Raw genomic sequence first — 21,097 nt, 5'->3', positions numbered from 1 at the left:
TTTTGTTGCATATCTTTAACCAGGTTGCCCGTAAACAATATTCCTATTGCGCGAAGAAGTTTTTATGAGTAGAGATTGAATAAAGAAAGGTATCGTATAAAAATTACAAAGCAAGTTCGCACCATGAAGTCCATTTTACATTTCTTTCTTACCCTGTTTATTGTATTCTTTAATACTCGCGTCTCCTTTTCCCAAAGCGGCCGCCTACCCGCTCCGGCCGAAAAAGGAATGGTAGTCAGCAGCCATTACCTGGCTTCGCAGGCAGGTGATGAAATTTTGAAAAAAGGAGGCAACGCCGTAGATGCCGCCGTAGCCACAGCTTTTGCTTTAGCGGTTACCTTGCCTTCGGCGGGTAATATTGGGGGAGGTGGTTTTTTGGTATATCATGGGTACAATGGCCAACAAACTACTTTTAATTTCCGCGAAAAAGCTCCTTTAGCGGCTACCTCCACCATGTACTTAGATGAAAACGGAAAAATAAAAAATAACTCTAACCACGAAGGTCTCTTATCGGTGGGAGTTCCGGGTACAGTAGCCGGCTTGTACCAAGCGCACCAAAAATTAGGTAAATTAAAATGGGCCGAATTAGTAGCGCCGGCGGTAAAGCTGGCTAAAAAAGGATTTTCTTCTACCTGGGCCATGCAAGACTTTTTAGAAAACATAGAAGCGAACAAAGAAAAATATCCGTCTACGGCCGCTGCTTTTTTAAAAAATGGAGAAACCAAATACAAACCCGGCGAAAATTGGAAGCAAAAAGACTTGGCCTCCAGTTTAAAACGCATCCAAAAACATGGAGCCGATGGATTTTACAAAGGCAAAACGGCTCAACTTCTGGTAGATTTTATGAAAGCCAATGGCGGCCTGATTACCCACGAAGATCTGACCAGCTATAAAGCCGAAGAGTTAAAACCTATTCATGGTACGTACCGGGGTTATGATATTTATTCTATGCCGCCCCCCAGCTCCGGAGGAGTAGCTTTAGTAGAAATGTTAAATATTCTGGAAGGATACAACCTTACCGAAATGGGCTCAAATTCTGGCAATTATTTACATCTGCTTACGGAAGCCATGCGCCGGGCGTATGCCGATAGAGCGCAATTTATCGGTGATCCTAATTTTAACCCGGACATGCCCATTGAAAGGTTAATTTCTAAACCTTACGCCGAAAAGCTCCGGAAATCCATTAACCTGAACCAGGCGGGCGTGAGCGATTCTTCCAAGTTTGCAGCTGTTTACTTACGCCCCGAAAGTCCGGAAACAACGCATTTATCGGTGGTAGACCAGGAAGGGAACGCTGTGTCGCTCACCTATACTTTAGAAAATTCTTATGGCGCTAAAATAGTGGTACCTGGGGCCGGATTTTTATTAAATGATGAAATGGGCGATTTTAACCCGGTACCGGGAGTAACCAACAGCCAAGGGCAAATTGGGACTCCTCCGAACCTGGTAGCTCCCGAAAAAAGAATGTTATCCAGCATGACGCCCACCATTGTAGCAAAAGATGGTAAACCAATATTAGTAATTGGTAGCCCCGGCGGCCGCACTATTATCAACACTACCATGCAGGTTATATTAAACGTGTTGGATCATCGAATGAACGTAGCCGAAGCCATTGAATCGCCCCGGATACACCACCAATGGTTGCCCGATGTAACCTCTTTTGAAAGCTTTGGCTTTTCGCCGGATACCCGCAAAATTTACGAAGGCCTGGGGCACCGGATTAACTCTACCGGCAATATTGGTTCGGCCATGGGCATATTCATTGATCATAGTAAAAAACGTTTATACGGAGGAGCCGATTCCCGAAGCTTCGACGGCAAAGCAGTAGGACATTAATACATTTACCATTTACCAATAAGCATTTACTGAATTAATAATTTACTAAATACAGTTTTCTATTCGCCTTGATTTCCATTTCTCTTAAATTATGTTTACATGAGTTTATCTATTTAAATTTTGCATTTGGTAACTGGTAACAATAGTTAGAAATTAGTTTCTGTTAAATGGTAAATGGTAAATGGTAAATGTCAAAATGAAATACTTTCTCTTACTTTTCTTATTGTTGATTTTAGTAAATCCTGGTAAAGCTCAGGACTTTCAGAAATGGCACGAAAAGGCGATTTTGGTGGATACCCATAATGATGTATTGTACGGCGCCATAATGGAAGGAATGCCCATTGAAAAAGATTTAACCGGTAAAGCGCATACTGATTTAAAACGATTGCAAAAAGGCGGGGTAGATGCTCAGGTTTTTGCCGTTTGGTGCGATGAAACGTACGGCAAAAACACTGCTTTTAAATATGCCAACACTGAAATAGATTCGCTAGAAGCCATTGCCCAGCGAAACCCGGATAAAATGGTATTCGTTAACACTCCCTCCGATTTGCGGAAAGTAGTAAAGCATAAAAAATTAGCCGCTATGATTGGGGTTGAAGGCGGCCACATGATCGAAGATAATATAACTTACCTGGATAGTTTGTTTCACCGCGGAGTTTGTTACCTGACTTTAACCTGGAACAATTCTACTTCCTGGGCAACTTCTTCGCGCGATGAGTCTACCGGTAAAATCCCAAACCCGCAGAAAGGTTTAAACGACTTTGGCCGAAAAATAGTAAAACACATGAACGAGCTGGGCATGTTAATAGATGTTAGCCACGTAGGCGAACAAACTTTCTACGATGTAATCCAAACCACTACTAAGCCTATCATCGCGTCGCATAGTTCGGTTTATGCCATTTGTCCGCACCACCGCAATCTAAAAGACAACCAAATTAAAGCCATTGCTAAAAACAAGGGCGTTATTCAGGTAAACTTTGCTTCTGATTTTATAGATCCGGACTATGATAAACGCACTAAAATTTTTCTGGATGCCCATAAACCAGAATTAGACTCATTAGAAAAAATAAGCGGAATAGATGTGGCTTCGTATTTTACTAAAAAGTACCCCACAGAAACCTACGCCTTACGCCCACCCTTATCCCTGCTCCTGGACCATATTGATTACATTGTTAAATTAGTGGGCGTGAATCACGTAGGATTAGGTTCCGATTTTGATGGCATTTCGTCTTCCCCGAAAGACATAGAAGATGTTTCGCAGTTTCCGAATATTACTAAAGGTTTAGTAGAAAGAGGCTACCGCAAACGGGACATTCAGAAAATTTTAGGTGGTAATTTTATCCGGGCCTGGGAAGCCAATCAACCTTAAAACGGTATCAGGAAAACAGCTATTCTTACCCATTATTTGCTTCATTTCAAAATTAAATTTTCACTTCGTTCCCAAAGAAAAGCCTAAGCAATTCCTCGTTTAGTAATTCTTAATAAATAGTATTTTATCCATTTAAAATATTTGGATAAAGAAATGAAATAGGTTTATATTCATCTGCATTTAGCTACTTTTTAAAATCTTAAATAGAAAAGCTGATGGAATGGCAAAATGAGTTAACTCGTTTAGTAAAAACTTCTTACCCTATTGTGCAAGCGCCTATGTTGGGCGTAACTACTCCGGCCATGGTAGCTGCTATTTCTAATGCCGGAGGTTTAGGTTCTTTACCAGTAGGTGGTTTATCCCCAGATCAAACTCGTTCGCTTATCCTTCAAACAAAAGCTTTAACTACTAAACCGTTTGCCGTTAACTTGTTCGCGCATCAAAACTCACCAGTAAATACTGCTCAGGCAGACCAAATGCTTCAGTTTTTGAAAAAACTATGCGCCCAACACCAAATAAATTACCCTAAACCAGACTTAAATTCTATTATTTTTCATTCTTACGAAGAACAAATTGATATTCTGCTAGAAGAAAACATTCCAGTAGTTAGTTTTACTTTTGGCATTTTAAACAAAGAAGTAATACATGCATTTAAAGAAAAAGGAACTGTATTAATTGGTACTGCCACTTACCTGGCAGAGGCCACTTTATTAGAACAAAATGGAATAGATTGTATTACTGCGCAAGGCATGGAAGCAGGCGGTCACCGGGGTACTTTTCTGGATAGTAAAACTTTGCCTTTAATTGGCTCCTTTTCTTTAATTCCGCTGGTAGCCGAAAACTGCCAGGTACCTGTTCTGGCCGCTGGAGGTATATATAACGGAAAAACTATTAAAGCTGCTTTTACTTTAGGAGCAAAAGGAGTACAATTAGGTTCAGCCTTTATATCCAGCAACGAAAGCCTAGCTATTGAATCTTATAAAAAATCTATTCATGATGCTGCCGAAACTGATAGTGTATTAACCAAAACATTTTCGGGCCGGTGGGCCCGTGGAATCCAAAATAAGTTTATGATGGAAGTAGAGAATTCGGGTTTAGCTATTCCGGACTATCCAATCCAGAATGCTTTAACTACTCCATTACGGGTGCTGGCGCAAAAACAAAACAATAAAGACTTTACTACCCTCTGGGCCGGACAGTCAGCTTCTAAAGCCGAAAGTAAACCCGCTGGTGAAATCTTTCAGAAATTAATTAAAGAAACCGAATCTTTACCTTAATTTACTTTTTATCAATCCTTATTTCCTTTCAAAACTAAATAATGGAAAATATAAAAATAGCCACTGCTCAATTCGAAAATAAAAGCGGCGACAAAGCTTATAACCTAAATGTAATTGAAAGTTTAAGTAAACAAGCTGCCAGTCAGGGAGCCCAGGTAGCTGCTTTTCACGAATGTTCTATAACGGGCTATACCTTTGCCCGCAATTTAACCAAAGAGCAAATGCTGGACTTAGCCGAATTTATTCCGGATGGCCCCAGCATACAGCGCTTAACGGAAATTGCTGAAAAATTAGATATAGCCGTTCTGGCCGGGCTTTTTGAGAAAGACGCCGAAGATAAAATTTACAAAGCATACGTTTGCGTGGACAAGACTGGCCTAGTGGCCAAATACCGGAAGCTACATCCTTTTATTAATCCCCATATTACTCCCGGCAACAGCTATTGCGTTTTTGATTTACTAGGCTGGAAATGTGGAATTTTAATTTGTTACGATAACAACATCATTGAAAATGTTAGAGCTACCAATTTGTTAGGTGCCGACATTATTTTTACACCCCATGTTACCATGTGTACCCCCTCTACCCGACCGGGTGCCGGGTTTGTAGATGCCAATCTTTGGGAGAACCGCGAAGCTGATCCTACCTCTTTGCGTTTAGAATTTAACGGGATGAAAGGGCGCGATTGGTTAATAAAGTGGTTACCGGCCCGGGCTTACGATAATGCGGCTTATATAGTTTTTTCTAACCCAATTGGCATGGACGATGACCAGTTAAAGAACGGTTGCTCCATGATTATTGACCCTTTCGGAGACATAATTGCCGAATGCCACTTGCTTGGTAATGATATTCAAATGGCAACAATTACACCCGATAAACTTAAAAATGCGGGCGGCTACCGCTACAAAAAAGCCCGAAGACCAGATTTGTACCGCGATATTATTGGTCAGCCCCACACCCCGGATCAAAAAGTTGTTTGGCTAAATCCAGGCGAAAACTAGTAGTCAGGAAATCAAAAGCACCTATTTTAATATTCCTGCATAGTTGGGTCATGGTCATCGTATGTGGTATCAATACAAAAATTTAATAAGCGAGTTTAAGAATTAGAAATAAACTAAATAGAAATACTTTGTAAAACGTACGGCCGCCTGAAATAAACTAAATTTTGATTTTACAGTTTTAAGTTTAGTACCTCTTTTAAGGTTATACATTATCAATTTGTAAGCAGATAAAAACAAATACGGAATCGTATATTTCACTCTAAACTACTGAATAAGTGAATGAGCAGGTAAAGGTGAGTTCCTTTGGTAAACAAGACAAAACTTTAATTATTACCGATACCACCATCCAATTAGAGAAATTAGTAATTAAAAGAGAAGAAATAACGGAGATAATCTACGACATTCAAGCCATTGTTTTTTATCGATTTTTGGTTGGCAGAAAATACCACATCGGGTTTAAAACACCCACGCAACAACTAAATTTAATTTTCAGGAGCTACTTTGGTATTAGCCAGGAATACTTTACGAATGTTTGTAACCGGATAATAGAAGAAGTTTGGGAGAAGGCTACCGATACCATCTGGAGAAAAAATAAAAATTTGCTTTTAGCTGGCGATGTTGTGCAAATTGGTCAATGCCAGTTACATAAAAATGGCATATTCCTAATTAAACAGCAAAAACAAATTAGTTGGGAAAATCTTCATTACGAAGTATTGTACGATCGGCTGGTTTTAAACCATAAAAACGATTCCTCTGTTTATACCAACCTTTACTTTGCCAACACCTGGAACATTGATATTTTAATATCTCTGCTCGACTGGATAACGAAAGAAAATGGTTTAGCGGAGTGGCGCGAATAGAACATTTGTTACTAATATTTAAAATCTTAAAATCGGCTACAGATTAGTCTAAAAAGTAAATTTAAGAAAAGGAGTACAGGAAATTTTACTTGCAAAGCAAACGCCAACGCTTTCAAAATCCACAGTTATGACCGAACTATACGCCTTTATTCAAAGCATTGCAGAGCTTTCTGAAAAAAGTTGGAATATTCTTCGAGCAGATTTAATTAGTTTAACTGTACCCAAAGGTGATTATTTAGTGCGCGAAGGGGAAATTTGCGCTTCTATCTATTTTATTACCAAAGGATATTGCCGGGCTTTTTACAACCAAGACGGAATGGAAATAAATACGGCTTTCTTTTTCGAAAATAGTTTTACCACCAACATAAAAAGCCTTACTCAAAATGTCCCATCTGATTATTTTATTCAAGCTTGTGAAGATTTAAAAGTAATTAAACTACAAAAAACCAAATTATTAGAAGCTTACCAGAAATCGCACGAAATAGAATCATTCGGCCGTAAATTGCTGGAACTAATGATAAGCCGGCAGGAAGAACATAGTAACCTTTTTAAATTACTTACCGCCGGGCAGCGCTACGAATATTTAACAAAAAACCACCCGGAGATTTTGCAACGGGTTTCCTTAAGTCAGATTTCGTCTTACCTGGGAGTTAGCCGCGAAACGGTTAGTCGCATTCGGAATAAAAACTTAAAAAAATAATTTTGTGATTTTTGTCACAGGTCTTCCAGTTTCTAAAAGTCCAATTTTGCATATCACAAACAAACCCTAATGCTATGCAAACATCAGCAAAAACCTTAATTTCCGGATTTATTGAGCAAATTTGGAACAACCGCAACTTTCAGAAAATGGATGAATTTCTGCACCCTAACTTTAAAGATTATTCTTTACCTGCTACCTTGCCGGCCAACCAAGAAGGTAGCCAAAAATGGATTTTAGGAACCGGCATTTCCTTCGAACATCAAACCATTATTGAAGATTTAGTTACAGAAGGCGAAAAAGGAATTGTTAAAATTAAAATGAAACTGAAACATATTGGGGTTTGGCGCCAGATCGAACCTACAGGTATGGAAATAGAAGCTGCCGGTTACCGGTTTTTTTTAATGAAAGATGGAAAAATTATAGAACACGCAGCCCTAATAGATGGTCAAGCTATTGAAAACCAATTAAAAAAGGCAGCTCAAGGTTGTAAAATAGCGCAATAAAGCTAAGCTCCTTATCTTAATTAGTAAAGAGACACAAGTATCATGATATCAGAGGTTAGAATTAGGCATATGATGATTAATCTACTATTTCGTGTATCATAACATCCGGTATATTGAATTGATTTTGTTCATTTATTTAATAATTTAAAAAACAAAAATACAGGTTCTGAACCCAGGAATTTGTAAATGAAAGAACAATCAACCCTAACGCTGCTCCTAAAATTATAAGAAGACATTACTAATTTTCAGGTCGCCACTCGTGCTGAATGGCGACCTGAAAATTAGTAAATATCCCAATGTATATTACCCTGAAATAGTAAATGAAGCCTTTGCTTCGGTTAGATAAATAACAAAGCCAACAAACGCTACGCCAGCTACTACCTCTTTTACTAAACGCCACCAAAATATTCAGTAGAGCCAGGTACCTTTCTCCATCTTCTCCTGGTAAAGAGTTCTTTATTACTATTATTCTTTTAATTTAGGGAAGGATTAATATCAGCTAGTCTAAAGCTTTCCGGTAGCTGTTTAATTTATTGTAGCCGCTTGTACGGTACTTTACACCTTATGAAAAAACTATTTTACGCAGGCATCATTGGTCTTATATTATTTGAATTAGCCAATGTGTATTTTATAATGCCCATGCCCGGCAGCCAGGAGATGAACAGCATTCACTTCGCTTATTTCCTTTACTCCTGGCGCTGGATATTTAGGGTAGTTTTTGCGCTTTTTATTATAGTAGGATTTATAAATGCCTTTAAAAGCTCCCGAATTTTAACCGTGCTTTTTTTGCTGGTAGTAGCCGGAATAACCTATGCCGCTAATTTTGAAATGGCCGCCGACTCTATGTTTTTAACTCCTGGAACTGTAAAAATGCGTAACGCCGATGAAAATAAAGTAGATCTGGACCGGTTAGTACTCGGCGTTGCACTAAATGGCGAGGCGAAAGCATACCCCATTCAGTATTTAGGCTATCATCATCAAGTAATAGATACCATTGCTAAAAAACCCATTATGGTTACGTATTGTACGGTTTGCCGTACGGGGCGCGTGTTTGAACCCCAGGTAAATGGGAAACCCGAAACTTTCCGGTTAGTAGGCATGGATCATTTTAATGCTATGTTCGAAGATAAAACTACCAAGAGCTGGTGGCGGCAAGTTACCGGGGAGGCTATAGCCGGAAAATTAACCGGGCAAAGTTTACCCGAAGTAAAAAGCTCCCAAATGGCTTTAAGTCAGTGGTTAGAACTAAATCCGAATAGTTTTATAATGCAACCTGACCACGATTTTACCGCCGAGTACGATAGCTTAAGTAATTACGAAACCGGCCAGCGCAAGAGCAAATTAACGCGTCGGGATACGCTTTCGTGGCAAGATAAGTCGTGGGTAGTAGGCGTTGTACTTGGCCGGGAAAGTAAAGCTTATGACTGGAACACTTTATTAAAAGAGCGCATTATTTACGACGAACTAAACGGGCAACCAATAGCTCTGGTAATAGGCAGCGATAATAAAAGTTTTGCTGCTTTACAACGCACAGATAAAAATCAAAATTTTGTTTTCCAGAATAATAGGTTGCAAAGCCCACTTAACACTTACAATTTACTAGGCTCAGCAATTAACCCCTTAGTACCTGACTTAGTAAAACTAGATGCCTCGCAGGAATACTGGCACAGTTGGCGGACTTTCCATCCGGGTACTAAAAAGTATTAATTCAACTGGTTGAATATTGCCTCATACATATTTAGTAAAATTATTTCTGATAGTCTATTTTAAAACAATAAAGCAAATGAAAGCTATTCCTTCATTTGCTTCAATTCAACATAATTATTCAAATAAGAACTACTTTCTTCAAATATTAGGCTAATCCATTCCTAAAATTATAATGCAAATAAAGTAAGGATTTAGAGGTACAATAACTCATTTGCTGCTTCTTCTAATTTTTTAAATTTATAATTGATTTAAAATACCTGTTTATACCTTACAAAAAAGTCCCTGGTTATTTAAACCAGGGACTTGCAACTTAAATTGGATATTTTAGAATGCTTTGTGCTTAATTATTATTTTAAAGTAATACCATCAGAGGCAGTAGCCGACATAATACCCATAACATTTTTAACCTGCACTTTTACCCACTTAGAGCCGGCTCCACTAGATAAAGTCCAGGGACGAGTAGCGGCAATTGGTTCCCAGTTTGTCCAGGTGCTGTTGGCATTATCATAAAACCGCATGTGAGTGGCATTTACAGCTTTAATAGTAAGAGTAGCCTGGTTAGAATAGGTAACGGAAGCGTTATCGTTAATTACAATACTAGCTACTGGCGTACCTGTTCCATCGGTGGCATTATTTACTACGGTAAATTTTACTGAACTGGTATTGGTTCCGCTGGTGCTGTAAGTGGTAACAGTAAGAGTGTAGCTGCCAATAGCCGGTGTCCAGGAGTTTGGATTTCCGTTGGTATAACCATACAGGGCATAAGGAGCCCCTGTTTGCGTAACATTTTGCGTTTTAGTACCGGTTAAATTAAATTTAACGCTGTCGGGAGAGTTACTTGTAATAGCTGCTATGTTTAAATTACTGGTGTTTATGTTAGCTAAATCTAAAGTGTCGCCATTCGTAATTGTTTTGAGCAGTTGATTGGTATTCGCATTAAGCCAGCTAATTTTAACAGGTTGTACCAAATACGAGGAAGAAGCACTAGTTATTGGCATAGAAGTTAGTGGGTTAATAGTACCGGTAGGAGCTACATCTTTATAAGTAGCATCGCTGTTACCGGTCCGGACCTCATCTATATATAAAACCCGTTTTGTAACATCGTACCATCTTCTCTTATAAATACCCGCTTTAAAATAAGGGTAAACCTGGTCGTTGTAACAATTAGGGCCTTTATAATCTACCACTTTCACTCCGTTTTTCCATACTTCCAGTACCCCATCCGATTCGTGCGAGAAGTTAATGTGGTACACCATGTCCAGCCATTTATCTTTTTCTACCGGACCTAAATCAAATACTTTTTTGCCGCTTACCGAACCATTAGTATTAGTAGCCTCGGTTGCCCAGTTAATAACAAAAGAAAGCCGGCCTTTTGCTACAGTTAAAGAAAGCGGGGGAAGACGAGCATCTTCGCCGGCATCTTCTACGGCATGCCACTGCGAGATAATGTCCCAGCCTTCTGCATTATAATCGCTTTCCCAGGAGTCGCTGGGCAAGTACAAACTAGTACCGTACCAACGGTTACTTTCGGTTTCAGCGGGCAAAAGAATTTCAGAACGAACACTGCCGTCGCCGTTGCGCATTTCAAACCGGGCGGCGTTTGCCCCGTTTCTCACAAAATCGTTACTACTGGTAAACCCGTAGGTAGTATAAACCTGTTTTCTGAAATAAGAACTTAAGCTGGGTTCAAACAAAGCTTCGGATAATAAATTTGGCCGACCATCTGAGCTAATAATAGCGTTTGATGCAGAAACCTTAGAAGCGGAAACAGGATCCGGAGCAATTAATTCATCTTGCTCGCAAGACATAGTTAATAAAGATAAAAAAGACAAACCAACAAGTAGATTTTTTTTCATATAGTATAGCTTTCAGAATTTTAATTAAATTTTATTTTTTATTTTAAGTACAATTTTTTAAACAACTTCTAAGAAACCAAGGCAGGTATTAAGACTAAACATTAACCAAATACAAGATTTTATAAAATGGTATTATTTAAATATTTAACCTTAATAATCAGCTTTAATGACATTTTATTTAGTAATTTTCTTCTTTCAATAACGATTTACCTCTCGTTTACAAAAACGGGGCTAGAAATTACACACTCGCTCCTTCACATCAGAATATTTATAATAATACAATTGTTATATTAGAAAATTAATATAAATTAATAAAGATCAAAGAATGCAGCCAGCGGATTTAATAATGGGGAAGCAATTATTTCCTAATAAAGTAGATGTCTTGAATTCTAGTAGAGTTAATTTTATAAATAAATGTAGCCGCACCCGTCCAATTAGTTTAATCTCGTTTGCTATTGAGTTGTAATTAGTATATTCAATAACTATTAATTAAAAACGAAATGGATGAATTTATTTTGATTTTCCGGCACGAAGATGGTCAGAAACTAGCATCGCCGGAGCAAATACAAATCTGGATGAAGCAAACAATGGACTGGATTGGCGGTATTGCAGCTCAAAACAAATTTAGTAGCGGCACTGGCTTACCCTTCGACGATGCCCGAGTAGTAAGGCCCAACAACGTGGTTACCAACGGACCTTTTGGTGAGATTAAAGAAACCATTGGCGGTTACATTATTGTAAAAGCCAATTCCGTTGACGAAGCCGTGGAATTTGCGAAAGGATGTCCGGTATTGCAAGGCGAAGGCAATAGCGTGGAAGTACGAAAAATAGCAAAAGCAGACAATGTTCATTAAAAGATTTAACGCTTCTGTATTTTTGCAGAAGCGTTTTTTGTTATGTCACACGAATTAGTACCCCATTTATTTAGAACGGAGTTTAGCAAAATTACTGCGGTTATAAGTAAATTTTTAGGTTTAGAACACCTGGAAGTAGCCGAAGATATTGCCAGTGATACGTTTGTGGTAGCCCTCGAAACCTGGCCCTTCCAGGGTATTCCTGAAAACCCGACGGCTTGGCTGTACACGGTAGCAAAAAACAAAGCCAAAAATTACATCAACCGCCACTACTTATTTACCGGAAAAATCGCACCTCAGGTAAAATCTACTTGCCCCAATGTTCCTGAAATTGAAATAGACTTGTCAGCTCAAAACATTACTGACAGTCAATTACAAATGTTATTTGCAGTTTGCCATCCTGCTATTGCTTCGGAAGCACAAATTGGATTGGCTTTGCGTATTTTGGGCGGATTTGGCATAGACGAGATTGCGAATGCTTTTTTAACGAACAAAGAAACCATTAATAAGCGGCTATTCCGGGCAAAAGAAAAGTTGCGGCAGGAAAAGGTACAACTGGAATTTCCACCATCTACTGAAATAGATAAGCGGCTGGAAACCGTGCTCACTACGCTTTATTTACTTTATAACGAAGGCTACTACTCCGAGAGTAGGGATGCTGTTTTACGGGAAGATCTTTGTTTAGAAGCAATGCGGCTTACTTACCTGCTCTTACAAAACGAGAAAACTAATCTTCCTCCCGTAAATGCTTTACTTTCTTTAATGTGTTTTCATGCATCGCGATTTCCGGCTCGGAAAGATGCAAATGGGCAACTTGTTCTGTACCATGACCAGGACGAAACGCTGTGGAATCGGGAATTAATTACAAAAGGAATTTACTATTTGCAGCTAGCCGCCCAGGGAAATAAAATTTCGAAATATCATTTAGAGGCCAGCATTGCTTATTGGCACACTCAAAAAGCAGACACTCCAGAAAAGTGGGAAAATATTCTGCAACTGTACAACAAATTATTGGTACTCGAATACTCGCCGGTAGCGGCTCTTAATCGGACGTACGCATTGGCTAAAGCCAACGGCAAACAAGAAGCAATTATTCAAGCAGAAAAACTACAACTTACCCACAACCATTATTATCATACTTTATTAGGAGAACTTTACGAGAATTTAGATAATAATAAAGCCATGGCGTGCTACGAAACTGCTTTTACATTGGCTAAAACTCAACCGGATAAGCAAATAATTCAGAAGAAAATAGATAGATTAAAGACATAAGTATGGAGATAGTAGACAAACGACTTTCTTGTATGTTGTATCGATTTCTTAGAAACTTGGATCATCAAAAATAAATTCGGCCACTGGAAGATTTGGAAATAGTAAAATCAGCCATTTCGGAATAGTAATTGTATAAGTTCGCCGTGCAAAAAACAAAAGGCTGAAAAAATTCAACCTTTTGTTTTAAATATCCCAAGAAATTAACTGCCTTACCGCACAATTTCTACCCAACCTTTGTACGTTTTGCGGGCATTGGCAGGATCTAAAGTAAAGAACTCTACATCGGCCTGGTAGTAGTAAACGCCATCCGGTACTTTGTTACCGCTATTATCTACTCCTCTCCAGTTTATAAACGGATCAGAACTACCTTCGTACAGTTTAGCGCCCCAACGGTTAAATACCGTAAACTTAGTTGCTTTTATAAAGCTTGGCCGCTTATCGTCGGGTTTAAACACGTCGTTTTTACCATCGCTATTAGGCGTAAATATATTTGGTAAACTAAAGTAGAAGCAGTTGTCTTTACAAACTTCGTTGCTAACCGCACTTTCGTTACCAGTCGCATCCGTAGCTGTAACTACGTAGCAACCCGCAAATGATGTTAAATTCTGGTGGGTGTACGTTGTAATATCCGGACCAGTAGTGGCGATAGAATCGTATTCACTTTCCGGTGAAGCTTTAAAATAAATAGTATAGTAAGCAATATCCGGACTACACGGCGGGGTAACATTCGGTACCCAGGTTAAAATGTTCTGAATAGGAGTATTAGCTGTTAACTTATCGCAATCAAGCTGATTTAAACTAAGCACCGGCGGACACGGAGCTGTTATATCCTCAAATTGCACGCAGGAAATCTGGCTATCGTTGAGCAGTAAATACGGAATCTTCGGATTGGCGTAACGCCCTTTGGTAGTTACGTAATAACAATATTCCTGGCTTTCCTGCAAGGGCTGGTTGTTAAAAGTACCCCGATCCGTGTAAGTACCACCGGTTAAAGTAGCATCTACACTATCAATTAAAACAAAGTTGGTTCCAATGCGCCGGTATATTAAATGCTTGCGCGCCGTATTATTCCAGGGTACCCGGTAAGTCCAGGTCAGAACGTTGGTTTTATTTTCAGAAGCCGAAGTGAGTCGCACACTAGAACCCGGGGAAGCCGTATCTACCAAAGCCGAAGGCGTACCCCCATTAGGCGAATGGAAAAACTCTATCTTATACGTATACGCGTTTTCTTCGGTATTCAGGTTTGTGTCGGTATAGGTAGTATCGTTTAAATTATTAGTTTGATAAATAGGTGCAAACGCAGCTACAGTACCTACCTGCCCTTCGACTCGGGATAAGCGATATTGCAATGGTGGGGTTAAGCCTTCCACTCCTTCGCGTGGCTTGGTCCATTTCACTAGAATTTTACCAGTTGTGGTCGATGTTTCCGTAACACTTACATTGGTAAGCATGGGCACATTATCCGGTAAAGTAACACAAACGGGAGCAGCCGCTAAACTTTCGCCGTTGCCCGGAGGTGCCCAGCCCGCGTAAATGGTATAGCAATACGTTTGGCCCCGTTTTAAGCCTCCGGCTATGCCGTTATCGTAAAAAGTAACTTCCCCGTTATTCACTTCGCCAATGCGCACGAAACCGGTAGATGCCGGTACCCCGGTAATACATACTTCGGGAACAAAATTAGATTCGCCTTCTTTACGGTAAATGTAAAGTTTCTCGGCGCCTTCGCACTCGTAGTTTTGCCAGTTTAATCTTATTCCGCCACCTTCAATTGTAGCCGTCAAGCCTTGCGGGGCCGGACCAATTACCCGAATACTCCAGGGTTTTAAGTCGGCCAACGGTATGGCCGCATTATCTACCGCCCGGAAAACTACCTGATAAGGTTTATCCCGCACATCTAAACAACTGGTAAGCCAGTTAAACTGACCATTGTTATTGTTAATTTGCTTGAAAGTAGCCGGTGGAAAAATACCCCCATACGCTTCTATTTTTAATATATTACCCGGATCCGGATCAGTGGCGGTAATCGTTTCCTGGATAGAAGTTCCGGCAATTACGCAAAGATCTTTCTGGTTAAGCACAGGTGGGCGATTATCCGTGGGCAAAACCCGGATTTGCATGTCGCGGAGTACTTCCCCTATTTTACGGCCATCCCGCCATTCTTCCACGAAGAAAGCCACATTATAATCCCCCAGGCGCCCAGGCGTGTTCCAGGTAATTTGGCCGGTTACCGCATCAATGGTAAACGTAGGTGGTCCACCTGGCGGATTAGGTAAAGCGGTTCCCCCAAACATATTTGGCCATTGAAAGCCAAAAACATCGGCTAACATAGGCATTTTTAAATCGTCGGTTAAATTCTGTTGCGAGGGAAACAGACGAAAAGCGATACTATCGCCATCGGCATCGAATGCGCCGGGATTATGCACCCAAAGCTGACCCGAGGTAGCCACATCAATCGGTGGCACCGAAAGTTGTGGAGTATGGTTTATGGGCTCAAATAAATCAATGGTAAGAGTTGTTTTTATTACAAAATCCTGTTGGTCGGATTGGGTCATGTTAACCACGTTTTTACTGCGGTTTACTTCGTAATAAACAACGGTAAAAGTACCTGGACCACTATAGGTATGTTCAAAATAATACACGTTTTCCCAAGTATCCGGAGTTATTTTTCTGTGGACAGTTCTAGGGGCACCAGGCTCCGCTGTATAGGTTCCATCCCCGAAACTTACCATAGCCGTAGGGTTATCGGCCTGCGAATTTACATCCGCATATTGTACCATTTTAAAAAAATAACGAAGCGGGTTGCGGTTGGCGGCTGGTAAAGTAGTATCGCTTCGGGCAATTATTTCGCCGGCCCGGATGTGTGTGGCCTGCACCGTGGTAGAAAAACCCAAACACCAAACCAGTACCCACACGCAGAAAACCGGCATTGATATGTTGGAGGGTAAGTTTATTCGCATAGAAAAGCTTTTTAGCAATAGAACGTAGGTGTTGGTAAAATTGATATTATTTTATGACAATAATTATATTTAAATAATTATTAAAGGCATATTTTTTAAGTGAGTAAAAAGAAGTTCCTTCTAATCAGACATAGTCTTTACTTTCCGTTGCCCATATATCAGGGAATATCTTTTTAATTATTTATTCGGATAAACGTATAATAATTTAGTAACAAAACAAAAATAATTACTGTTATACATACAGCAGTATTCAAGATAATAGTGGCCCTGCTCTCCTAATTTAGATTCATTCAAAATATGCATTTGTTTTGTTTTATATACCCTCCGCCATTACCTTTGAAAACGTAACAAAACATTGCTTTAACCTATCACTTAAACTTTATTTGTATAAATGAGTTGGTTCACAAAAACGTTCTCTAGTACCATCGGCAGAAAAGTTATTATGTCCATAACGGGTCTGTTTCTCTGCTCTTTTTTAGTAGTTCACTTAATTGGCAACCTGCAGCTTTTTAAAAACGATGCTGGCCAGGCTTTTAACATCTATTCGGAATTTATGGGGCATAATCCTGTAATCCGGACGTTGGAAATTGTACTCTTATTAGGCTTCTTTTTTCATATTTACGATGCCTACATGCTCACTTCCCGCAACAAAAGTGCCCGATCGGTAAAATATGCCGTTAACCACCTCGACCAAAACAGCAATTGGTCGTCGCGGAACATGGGCTTGTTAGGAACCGTGATACTGGTGTTTTTACTGGTACACTTGTATAACTTTTTCTGGCGCGCCCGCTTTGGCGATATTCCCGCTGACTCCTATGGTAACGAGAATTTATACATGGTGGTAGTGGAGTCGTTTCAGATTTGGTGGTACGTATTATTATACGTAATTGCCATGGCAGCCCTTTGTTTTCACTTAATTCATGGTTTTGCCAGTGCCTTCCAGACCCTTGGCCTGAATCATAAAAAATACACGCCTGCTATTAAAGCAATCGGCTATGGTTTCTCTATTTTGGTATGTTTAGGTTTTGCCGCCATGCCGCTTTACTTTTTCTTTCAGAGTTAATTTAATTCATCTGCTTATATGATATTAGATGCGAAGATCCCCGAAGGCCTTTTAGCCGAAAAATGGGAAAAACATAAATTTAACGTAAAGCTGGTAAACCCGGCCAACAAAAGAAAATACGATATTATTGTAGTAGGTACTGGCTTGGCTGGCGCTTCGGCTGCCGCTACTTTAGCTGAATTGGGGTATAATGTAAAAGCATTTTGCTACCAGGATAGTGCTCGTCGGGCCCACAGTATTGCGGCTCAGGGTGGTATTAACGCGGCTAAAAACTACCAGAACGATGGTGATAGCGTGTACCGGTTATTTTACGATACCATAAAAGGGGGCGATTACCGGGCCCGCGAAGCGAACGTGTACCGCTTAGCGCAAGTATCTGTTAACATTATAGACCAATGTGTGGCGCAAGGGGTACCATTTGCCCGCGAATACGGCGGTTTATTAGCTAACCGTTCGTTTGGGGGTGCGCAGGTATCGCGCACGTTCTACGCCCGGGGTCAAACTGGTCAGCAATTATTATTGGGAGCTTACAGTGCCCTTAACCGACAGATTGCAGCCGGTAAAGTAAAAATGTATCCGCGTACCGAAATGCTGGATTTAGTAGTAGTAGATGGCAAAGCCCGCGGTATTATTACCCGCCATTTAGTTACTGGTAAAATAGAAAGACACAGCGGACACGCAGTAATTTTAGCTACTGGTGGTTATGGTAACGTGTTTTACTTATCTACCAATGCTATGGGTTCGAATACTACAGCCATCTGGCGGGCCCATAAAAAAGGCGCTTTCTTTGCTAACCCGTGCTTTACTCAAATTCACCCAACCTGTATTCCAGTATCCGGCGATTATCAATCTAAATTAACTTTAATGTCGGAGTCTCTTCGGAACGATGGCCGGGTATGGGTGCCTAAAGCAGTAGGAGATAAACGCGCTCCGCAGGATATTACGGAAGAAGAACGTGATTACTTCCTGGAACGTAAATATCCATCTTTCGGTAATTTGGTGCCGCGCGACGTGGCTTCGCGTAATGCCAAACAAGCATGTGACGAAGGTCGTGGGGTAGGCTCTACTGGTTTAGCCGTTTACCTCGATTTTGCCGATGCCATTCAGCGCGATGGACTAGATAAGGTAAGTCAGAAATACGGTAACTTGTTTGATATGTACGCTAAAATTACCGGCGAAAATCCGTACGAATCACCTATGCGTATATACCCGGCAGTACACTATACAATGGGTGGCTTGTGGGTAGATTATAATTTAATGACGACTATACCGGGGTTGTACGCTACCGGGGAGTGTAATTTCTCGGATCACGGTGCTAACCGCTTGGGTGCTTCGGCGCTGATGCAAGGTTTAGCAGATGGTTATTTTGTGATTCCGTATACTATCGGTGATTACCTGGCACAAATGCCGGCTCAGAAAATACCAACTGATCACCCGGCGTTCAACCAAGCCGAACAGCAGGTAGTAAGCCGGGTAAATCAATTTTTATCTACTAATGGCACCAAAACCGTTGACCACTACCACAAAGAATTAGGTTTACTTATGTGGGATTATTGCGGTATGGCCCGTAACGCCGAAGGATTGCAGCATGCTAAGCAAAAAATCCGGGAGCTGCGCGAAGATTTCTGGCGCAACGTGCGGGTTTTAGGAGCCAACGAAGAGTTGAACATGACTCTGGAGAAAGCCGGACGGGTAGCTGATTTTCTGGAGTTAGGTGAATTAATGGTAGATGATGCCCTTCACCGGAATGAGTCGTGCGGTGGCCACTTCCGGGAAGAATATCAAACGCCGGAAAACGAAGCCTTACGCGATGATGAGAATTTTGCCTACGTAGCTGCCTGGGAGTACTCCAGCGATAACCAGCCGGAAAACTTGCATAAGGAAACGCTTAATTTCGAAAATGTAAAACTCACTCAACGGAGTTATAAATAATTTTAACAAATTAAAAATCAGAAATTATGAATTAGAAATTTAAATTGGGAAAATAAGAAATGGACAAAAAAGAAGATATACGTGCCAGTGAGCCATTTCTAATTTCTAATTCATAATTTCTAATTTGTTATTCATCATTCATAATTAAAGATAAAATGGCTGGTAATAACCCAAATGCAAAGCCCATGAACCTGACCCTTCGGGTGTGGCGCCAGAAAAATGCAAATACACCAGGTAAACTGGTTACATATAATGCTAATAACATTTCGCCTGACATGTCTTTTCTGGAAATGATAGACGTGGTAAACGAAGATTTAACTCTGAGTGGCGAGGACCCAATTGCTTTTGACCACGATTGCCGCGAAGGAATTTGCGGTATGTGCAGCATGTACATCAACGGCCGGGCGCATGGTCCGGAAAAAGGTACCACTACCTGCCAGTTGCACATGCGTAAATTTCAGGATGGTCAAACCATTACTATTGAACCTTGGCGCGCCGATGCCTTTCCGGTGCACAAAGATTTAAGTGTGGATCGCTCCGCTCTCGACCGGATTCAGCAAGCAGGTGGTTATATCTCCGTTAATACCGGTGGAGTACCCGATGCCAATGAAATTCCAATTCCGAAATCAATTGCGGATAAAGCTTTTGATGCCGCTACTTGTATTCAGTGCGGTGCTTGCGTGGCAGCTTGTAAAAATGCTTCGGCCATGTTATTTGTAAGTGCCAAAGTATCGCAGTTAGCTTTATTACCGCAAGGAAAAGTAGAGCGCAAAACCCGCGTTGAAAATATGCTAGCCCAGCACGATGCCGAAGGATTTGGTGCCTGCTCCAACATTGGTTCCTGCGCCGCCGAATGTCCGGTGGGAATTTCCTTGGAGAATATAGCAATGCTTAACCGGGAATACCTGGGTGCTAAACTTACTTCCGAAAACGTAGGTTAATTACTAAATTTACTATTATTGAAAGCGAATCGTAAGGTTCGCTTTTTTTATGGCCTTTTAGTAACCGGTATTCTTTTGCTATTAATGAAATCCTCAGTTGTAAAACAAAAATGTACTTTTAATGGTAGCAAATACCAAAGGTCTATATTTTAAAATTCTCGTTCATGATCACCATTATATCCGGCACCAATCGTCCTCGTTCCAACGCCCGCGTTATTTCTGATATTTATGCCCGCTTGCTATATAAACGCCAGATGCCCAATCAGATTTTGGATTTAATGGATTTGCCGGCTGATTTTGTTTTTACCGCCTTGTACCACAACGCCGGTAAAAACGACCAGTATAACGAGCTAACCAAATTAATTGAAAGTACCGATAAGTTTGTTTTTATAGTGCCGGAGTACAATGCATCTTTCCCGGGCGTGCTGAAAGCCTTTATTGATGGCCTGAGTTATCCGGGAAGTTTCAAGAATAAAAAAGCAGCGATGGTGGGCATCTCTACTGGTTCGCAAGGCGGGGCTTTAGCGCTCAGTCACCTGACTGATATTTTACATTACATGGGCATGCACGTATTAGCCGCTAAACCGCGATTAAATTATATTTCTAAGAGCCTGGCTAACGGGGAACTAACTAATCCTTTGTACGAAAGCTTATTGCTAGAGCAGATAGATTCTTTTATCGATTTTTAATTAAATAATTCAGTTTAAATGATTCTTTACTTGTAAAGCAACCTATAAGTTATATATACCTAATTATGGCACTATGGCGCGGAAGTTACTTCCGCGCCTTCCAGGAAAAAAGCCAAGGTCATTTTTTACTAAACAATAGCCTTTCTCCAAGCTCATTGGCAAGTCACGGAAGTAACTTCCGCGCCATAGTGGGTGCCATAGTGTTGTTTTCCGGCTATTATTTACTTTAGGGCATAAAACAAAAAGGCCGGAGCAGTTCCGGCCTTTTTGTTTTATTAAAAAT

At 40.4% G+C, this 21,097-nt stretch carries 16 protein-coding genes; 14 read left to right on the top strand and 2 right to left on the bottom strand.

Annotated elements, in window-relative coordinates; genetic code table 11:
- Positions 1-123: 123 nt before the first annotated feature.
- From ggt to HUW48_RS06195, 8 genes are all read left to right on the top strand, one after another.
- Positions 124-1,836: a gamma-glutamyltransferase gene (ggt, locus tag HUW48_RS06230; RefSeq protein ID WP_182414862.1), complete on the top strand. Its 1,713-nt coding sequence runs from the start codon at positions 124-126 to the stop codon at positions 1,834-1,836.
- A gap of 196 nt (positions 1,837-2,032) precedes the next feature.
- A complete protein-coding gene (locus HUW48_RS06225) occupies positions 2,033-3,205 on the top strand; it encodes a dipeptidase (RefSeq protein ID WP_182414861.1) in 1,173 nt (390 codons plus the stop codon).
- A 215-nt stretch (positions 3,206-3,420) separates the two neighbouring features.
- Positions 3,421-4,482 carry an NAD(P)H-dependent flavin oxidoreductase gene (locus tag HUW48_RS06220; RefSeq protein ID WP_182414860.1) on the top strand — a complete coding sequence of 354 codons (1,062 nt, stop codon included), beginning with the start codon at positions 3,421-3,423 and terminating at the stop codon, positions 4,480-4,482.
- A 41-nt stretch (positions 4,483-4,523) separates the two neighbouring features.
- Positions 4,524-5,480, top strand: a complete 957-nt coding sequence (locus tag HUW48_RS06215; RefSeq protein WP_182414859.1) for a nitrilase family protein — start codon at positions 4,524-4,526, stop codon at positions 5,478-5,480.
- 275 nt (positions 5,481-5,755) lie between these two features.
- Positions 5,756-6,340 carry a hypothetical protein gene (locus tag HUW48_RS06210; protein ID WP_182414858.1) on the top strand — a complete coding sequence of 195 codons (585 nt, stop codon included), beginning with the start codon at positions 5,756-5,758 and terminating at the stop codon, positions 6,338-6,340.
- 127 nt (positions 6,341-6,467) lie between these two features.
- Entirely contained in the window at positions 6,468-7,040 is a 573-nt protein-coding gene (locus HUW48_RS06205) for a Crp/Fnr family transcriptional regulator (protein WP_182414857.1), read from the top strand.
- Between the two features lie 74 nt (positions 7,041-7,114).
- The gene (locus HUW48_RS06200; RefSeq protein WP_182414856.1) at positions 7,115-7,543 is read left to right on the top strand and encodes an ester cyclase; all 429 of its coding nucleotides are present in this window, start codon (positions 7,115-7,117) and stop codon (positions 7,541-7,543) included.
- A gap of 564 nt (positions 7,544-8,107) precedes the next feature.
- Positions 8,108-9,250: a DUF3179 domain-containing (seleno)protein gene (locus HUW48_RS06195; RefSeq protein ID WP_182414855.1), complete on the top strand. Its 1,143-nt coding sequence runs from the start codon at positions 8,108-8,110 to the stop codon at positions 9,248-9,250.
- A gap of 347 nt (positions 9,251-9,597) precedes the next feature.
- On the opposite strand, the gene HUW48_RS06190 is transcribed toward HUW48_RS06195, so the two are convergent.
- Positions 9,598-11,058, bottom strand: a complete 1,461-nt coding sequence (locus tag HUW48_RS06190) for a polysaccharide lyase (protein ID WP_182414854.1) — start codon at positions 11,056-11,058, stop codon at positions 9,598-9,600.
- 548 nt (positions 11,059-11,606) lie between these two features.
- On the opposite strand from HUW48_RS06190, the gene HUW48_RS06185 reads away from it, so the two are divergent.
- Both HUW48_RS06185 and HUW48_RS06180 read left to right on the top strand, forming a co-directional pair.
- Complete coding sequence (locus HUW48_RS06185) at positions 11,607-11,960, top strand: YciI family protein (RefSeq protein ID WP_182414853.1); 354 nt, start codon at positions 11,607-11,609, stop codon at positions 11,958-11,960.
- Positions 11,961-12,002: 42 nt separating this feature from the next.
- A complete protein-coding gene (locus HUW48_RS06180; protein WP_182414852.1) occupies positions 12,003-13,232 on the top strand; it encodes an RNA polymerase sigma factor in 1,230 nt (409 codons plus the stop codon).
- Between the two features lie 209 nt (positions 13,233-13,441).
- Here HUW48_RS06180 and HUW48_RS06175 read toward each other — a convergent pair whose 3' ends face one another.
- A complete protein-coding gene (locus HUW48_RS06175) occupies positions 13,442-16,189 on the bottom strand; it encodes a T9SS type B sorting domain-containing protein (protein ID WP_182414851.1) in 2,748 nt (915 codons plus the stop codon).
- A 391-nt stretch (positions 16,190-16,580) separates the two neighbouring features.
- Here HUW48_RS06175 and HUW48_RS06170 point away from each other — a divergent pair, with 391 nt between their 5' ends.
- The 4 genes from HUW48_RS06170 (at position 16,581) to HUW48_RS06155 (ending at position 20,814) form a co-directional block, all read left to right on the top strand.
- A complete protein-coding gene (locus HUW48_RS06170; RefSeq protein ID WP_182414850.1) occupies positions 16,581-17,252 on the top strand; it encodes a succinate dehydrogenase cytochrome b subunit in 672 nt (223 codons plus the stop codon).
- A gap of 18 nt (positions 17,253-17,270) precedes the next feature.
- Positions 17,271-19,184 (top strand): fumarate reductase/succinate dehydrogenase flavoprotein subunit, encoded by a 1,914-nt coding sequence (locus tag HUW48_RS06165; protein WP_182414849.1) that lies wholly within the window; start codon positions 17,271-17,273, stop codon positions 19,182-19,184.
- A 185-nt stretch (positions 19,185-19,369) separates the two neighbouring features.
- A complete protein-coding gene (locus HUW48_RS06160; protein ID WP_182416288.1) occupies positions 19,370-20,125 on the top strand; it encodes a succinate dehydrogenase/fumarate reductase iron-sulfur subunit in 756 nt (251 codons plus the stop codon).
- 164 nt (positions 20,126-20,289) lie between these two features.
- Positions 20,290-20,814 carry an NADPH-dependent FMN reductase gene (locus tag HUW48_RS06155; protein ID WP_182414848.1) on the top strand — a complete coding sequence of 175 codons (525 nt, stop codon included), beginning with the start codon at positions 20,290-20,292 and terminating at the stop codon, positions 20,812-20,814.
- Positions 20,815-21,097 lie beyond the last annotated feature (283 nt).

This window comes from Adhaeribacter radiodurans, from assembly GCF_014075995.1.
Lineage (GTDB): Bacteria > Bacteroidota > Bacteroidia > Cytophagales > Hymenobacteraceae > Adhaeribacter > Adhaeribacter radiodurans.
Note: the sequence above shows the minus strand (reverse complement) of the source record. Positions and strands in the feature narration are given on the sequence as shown.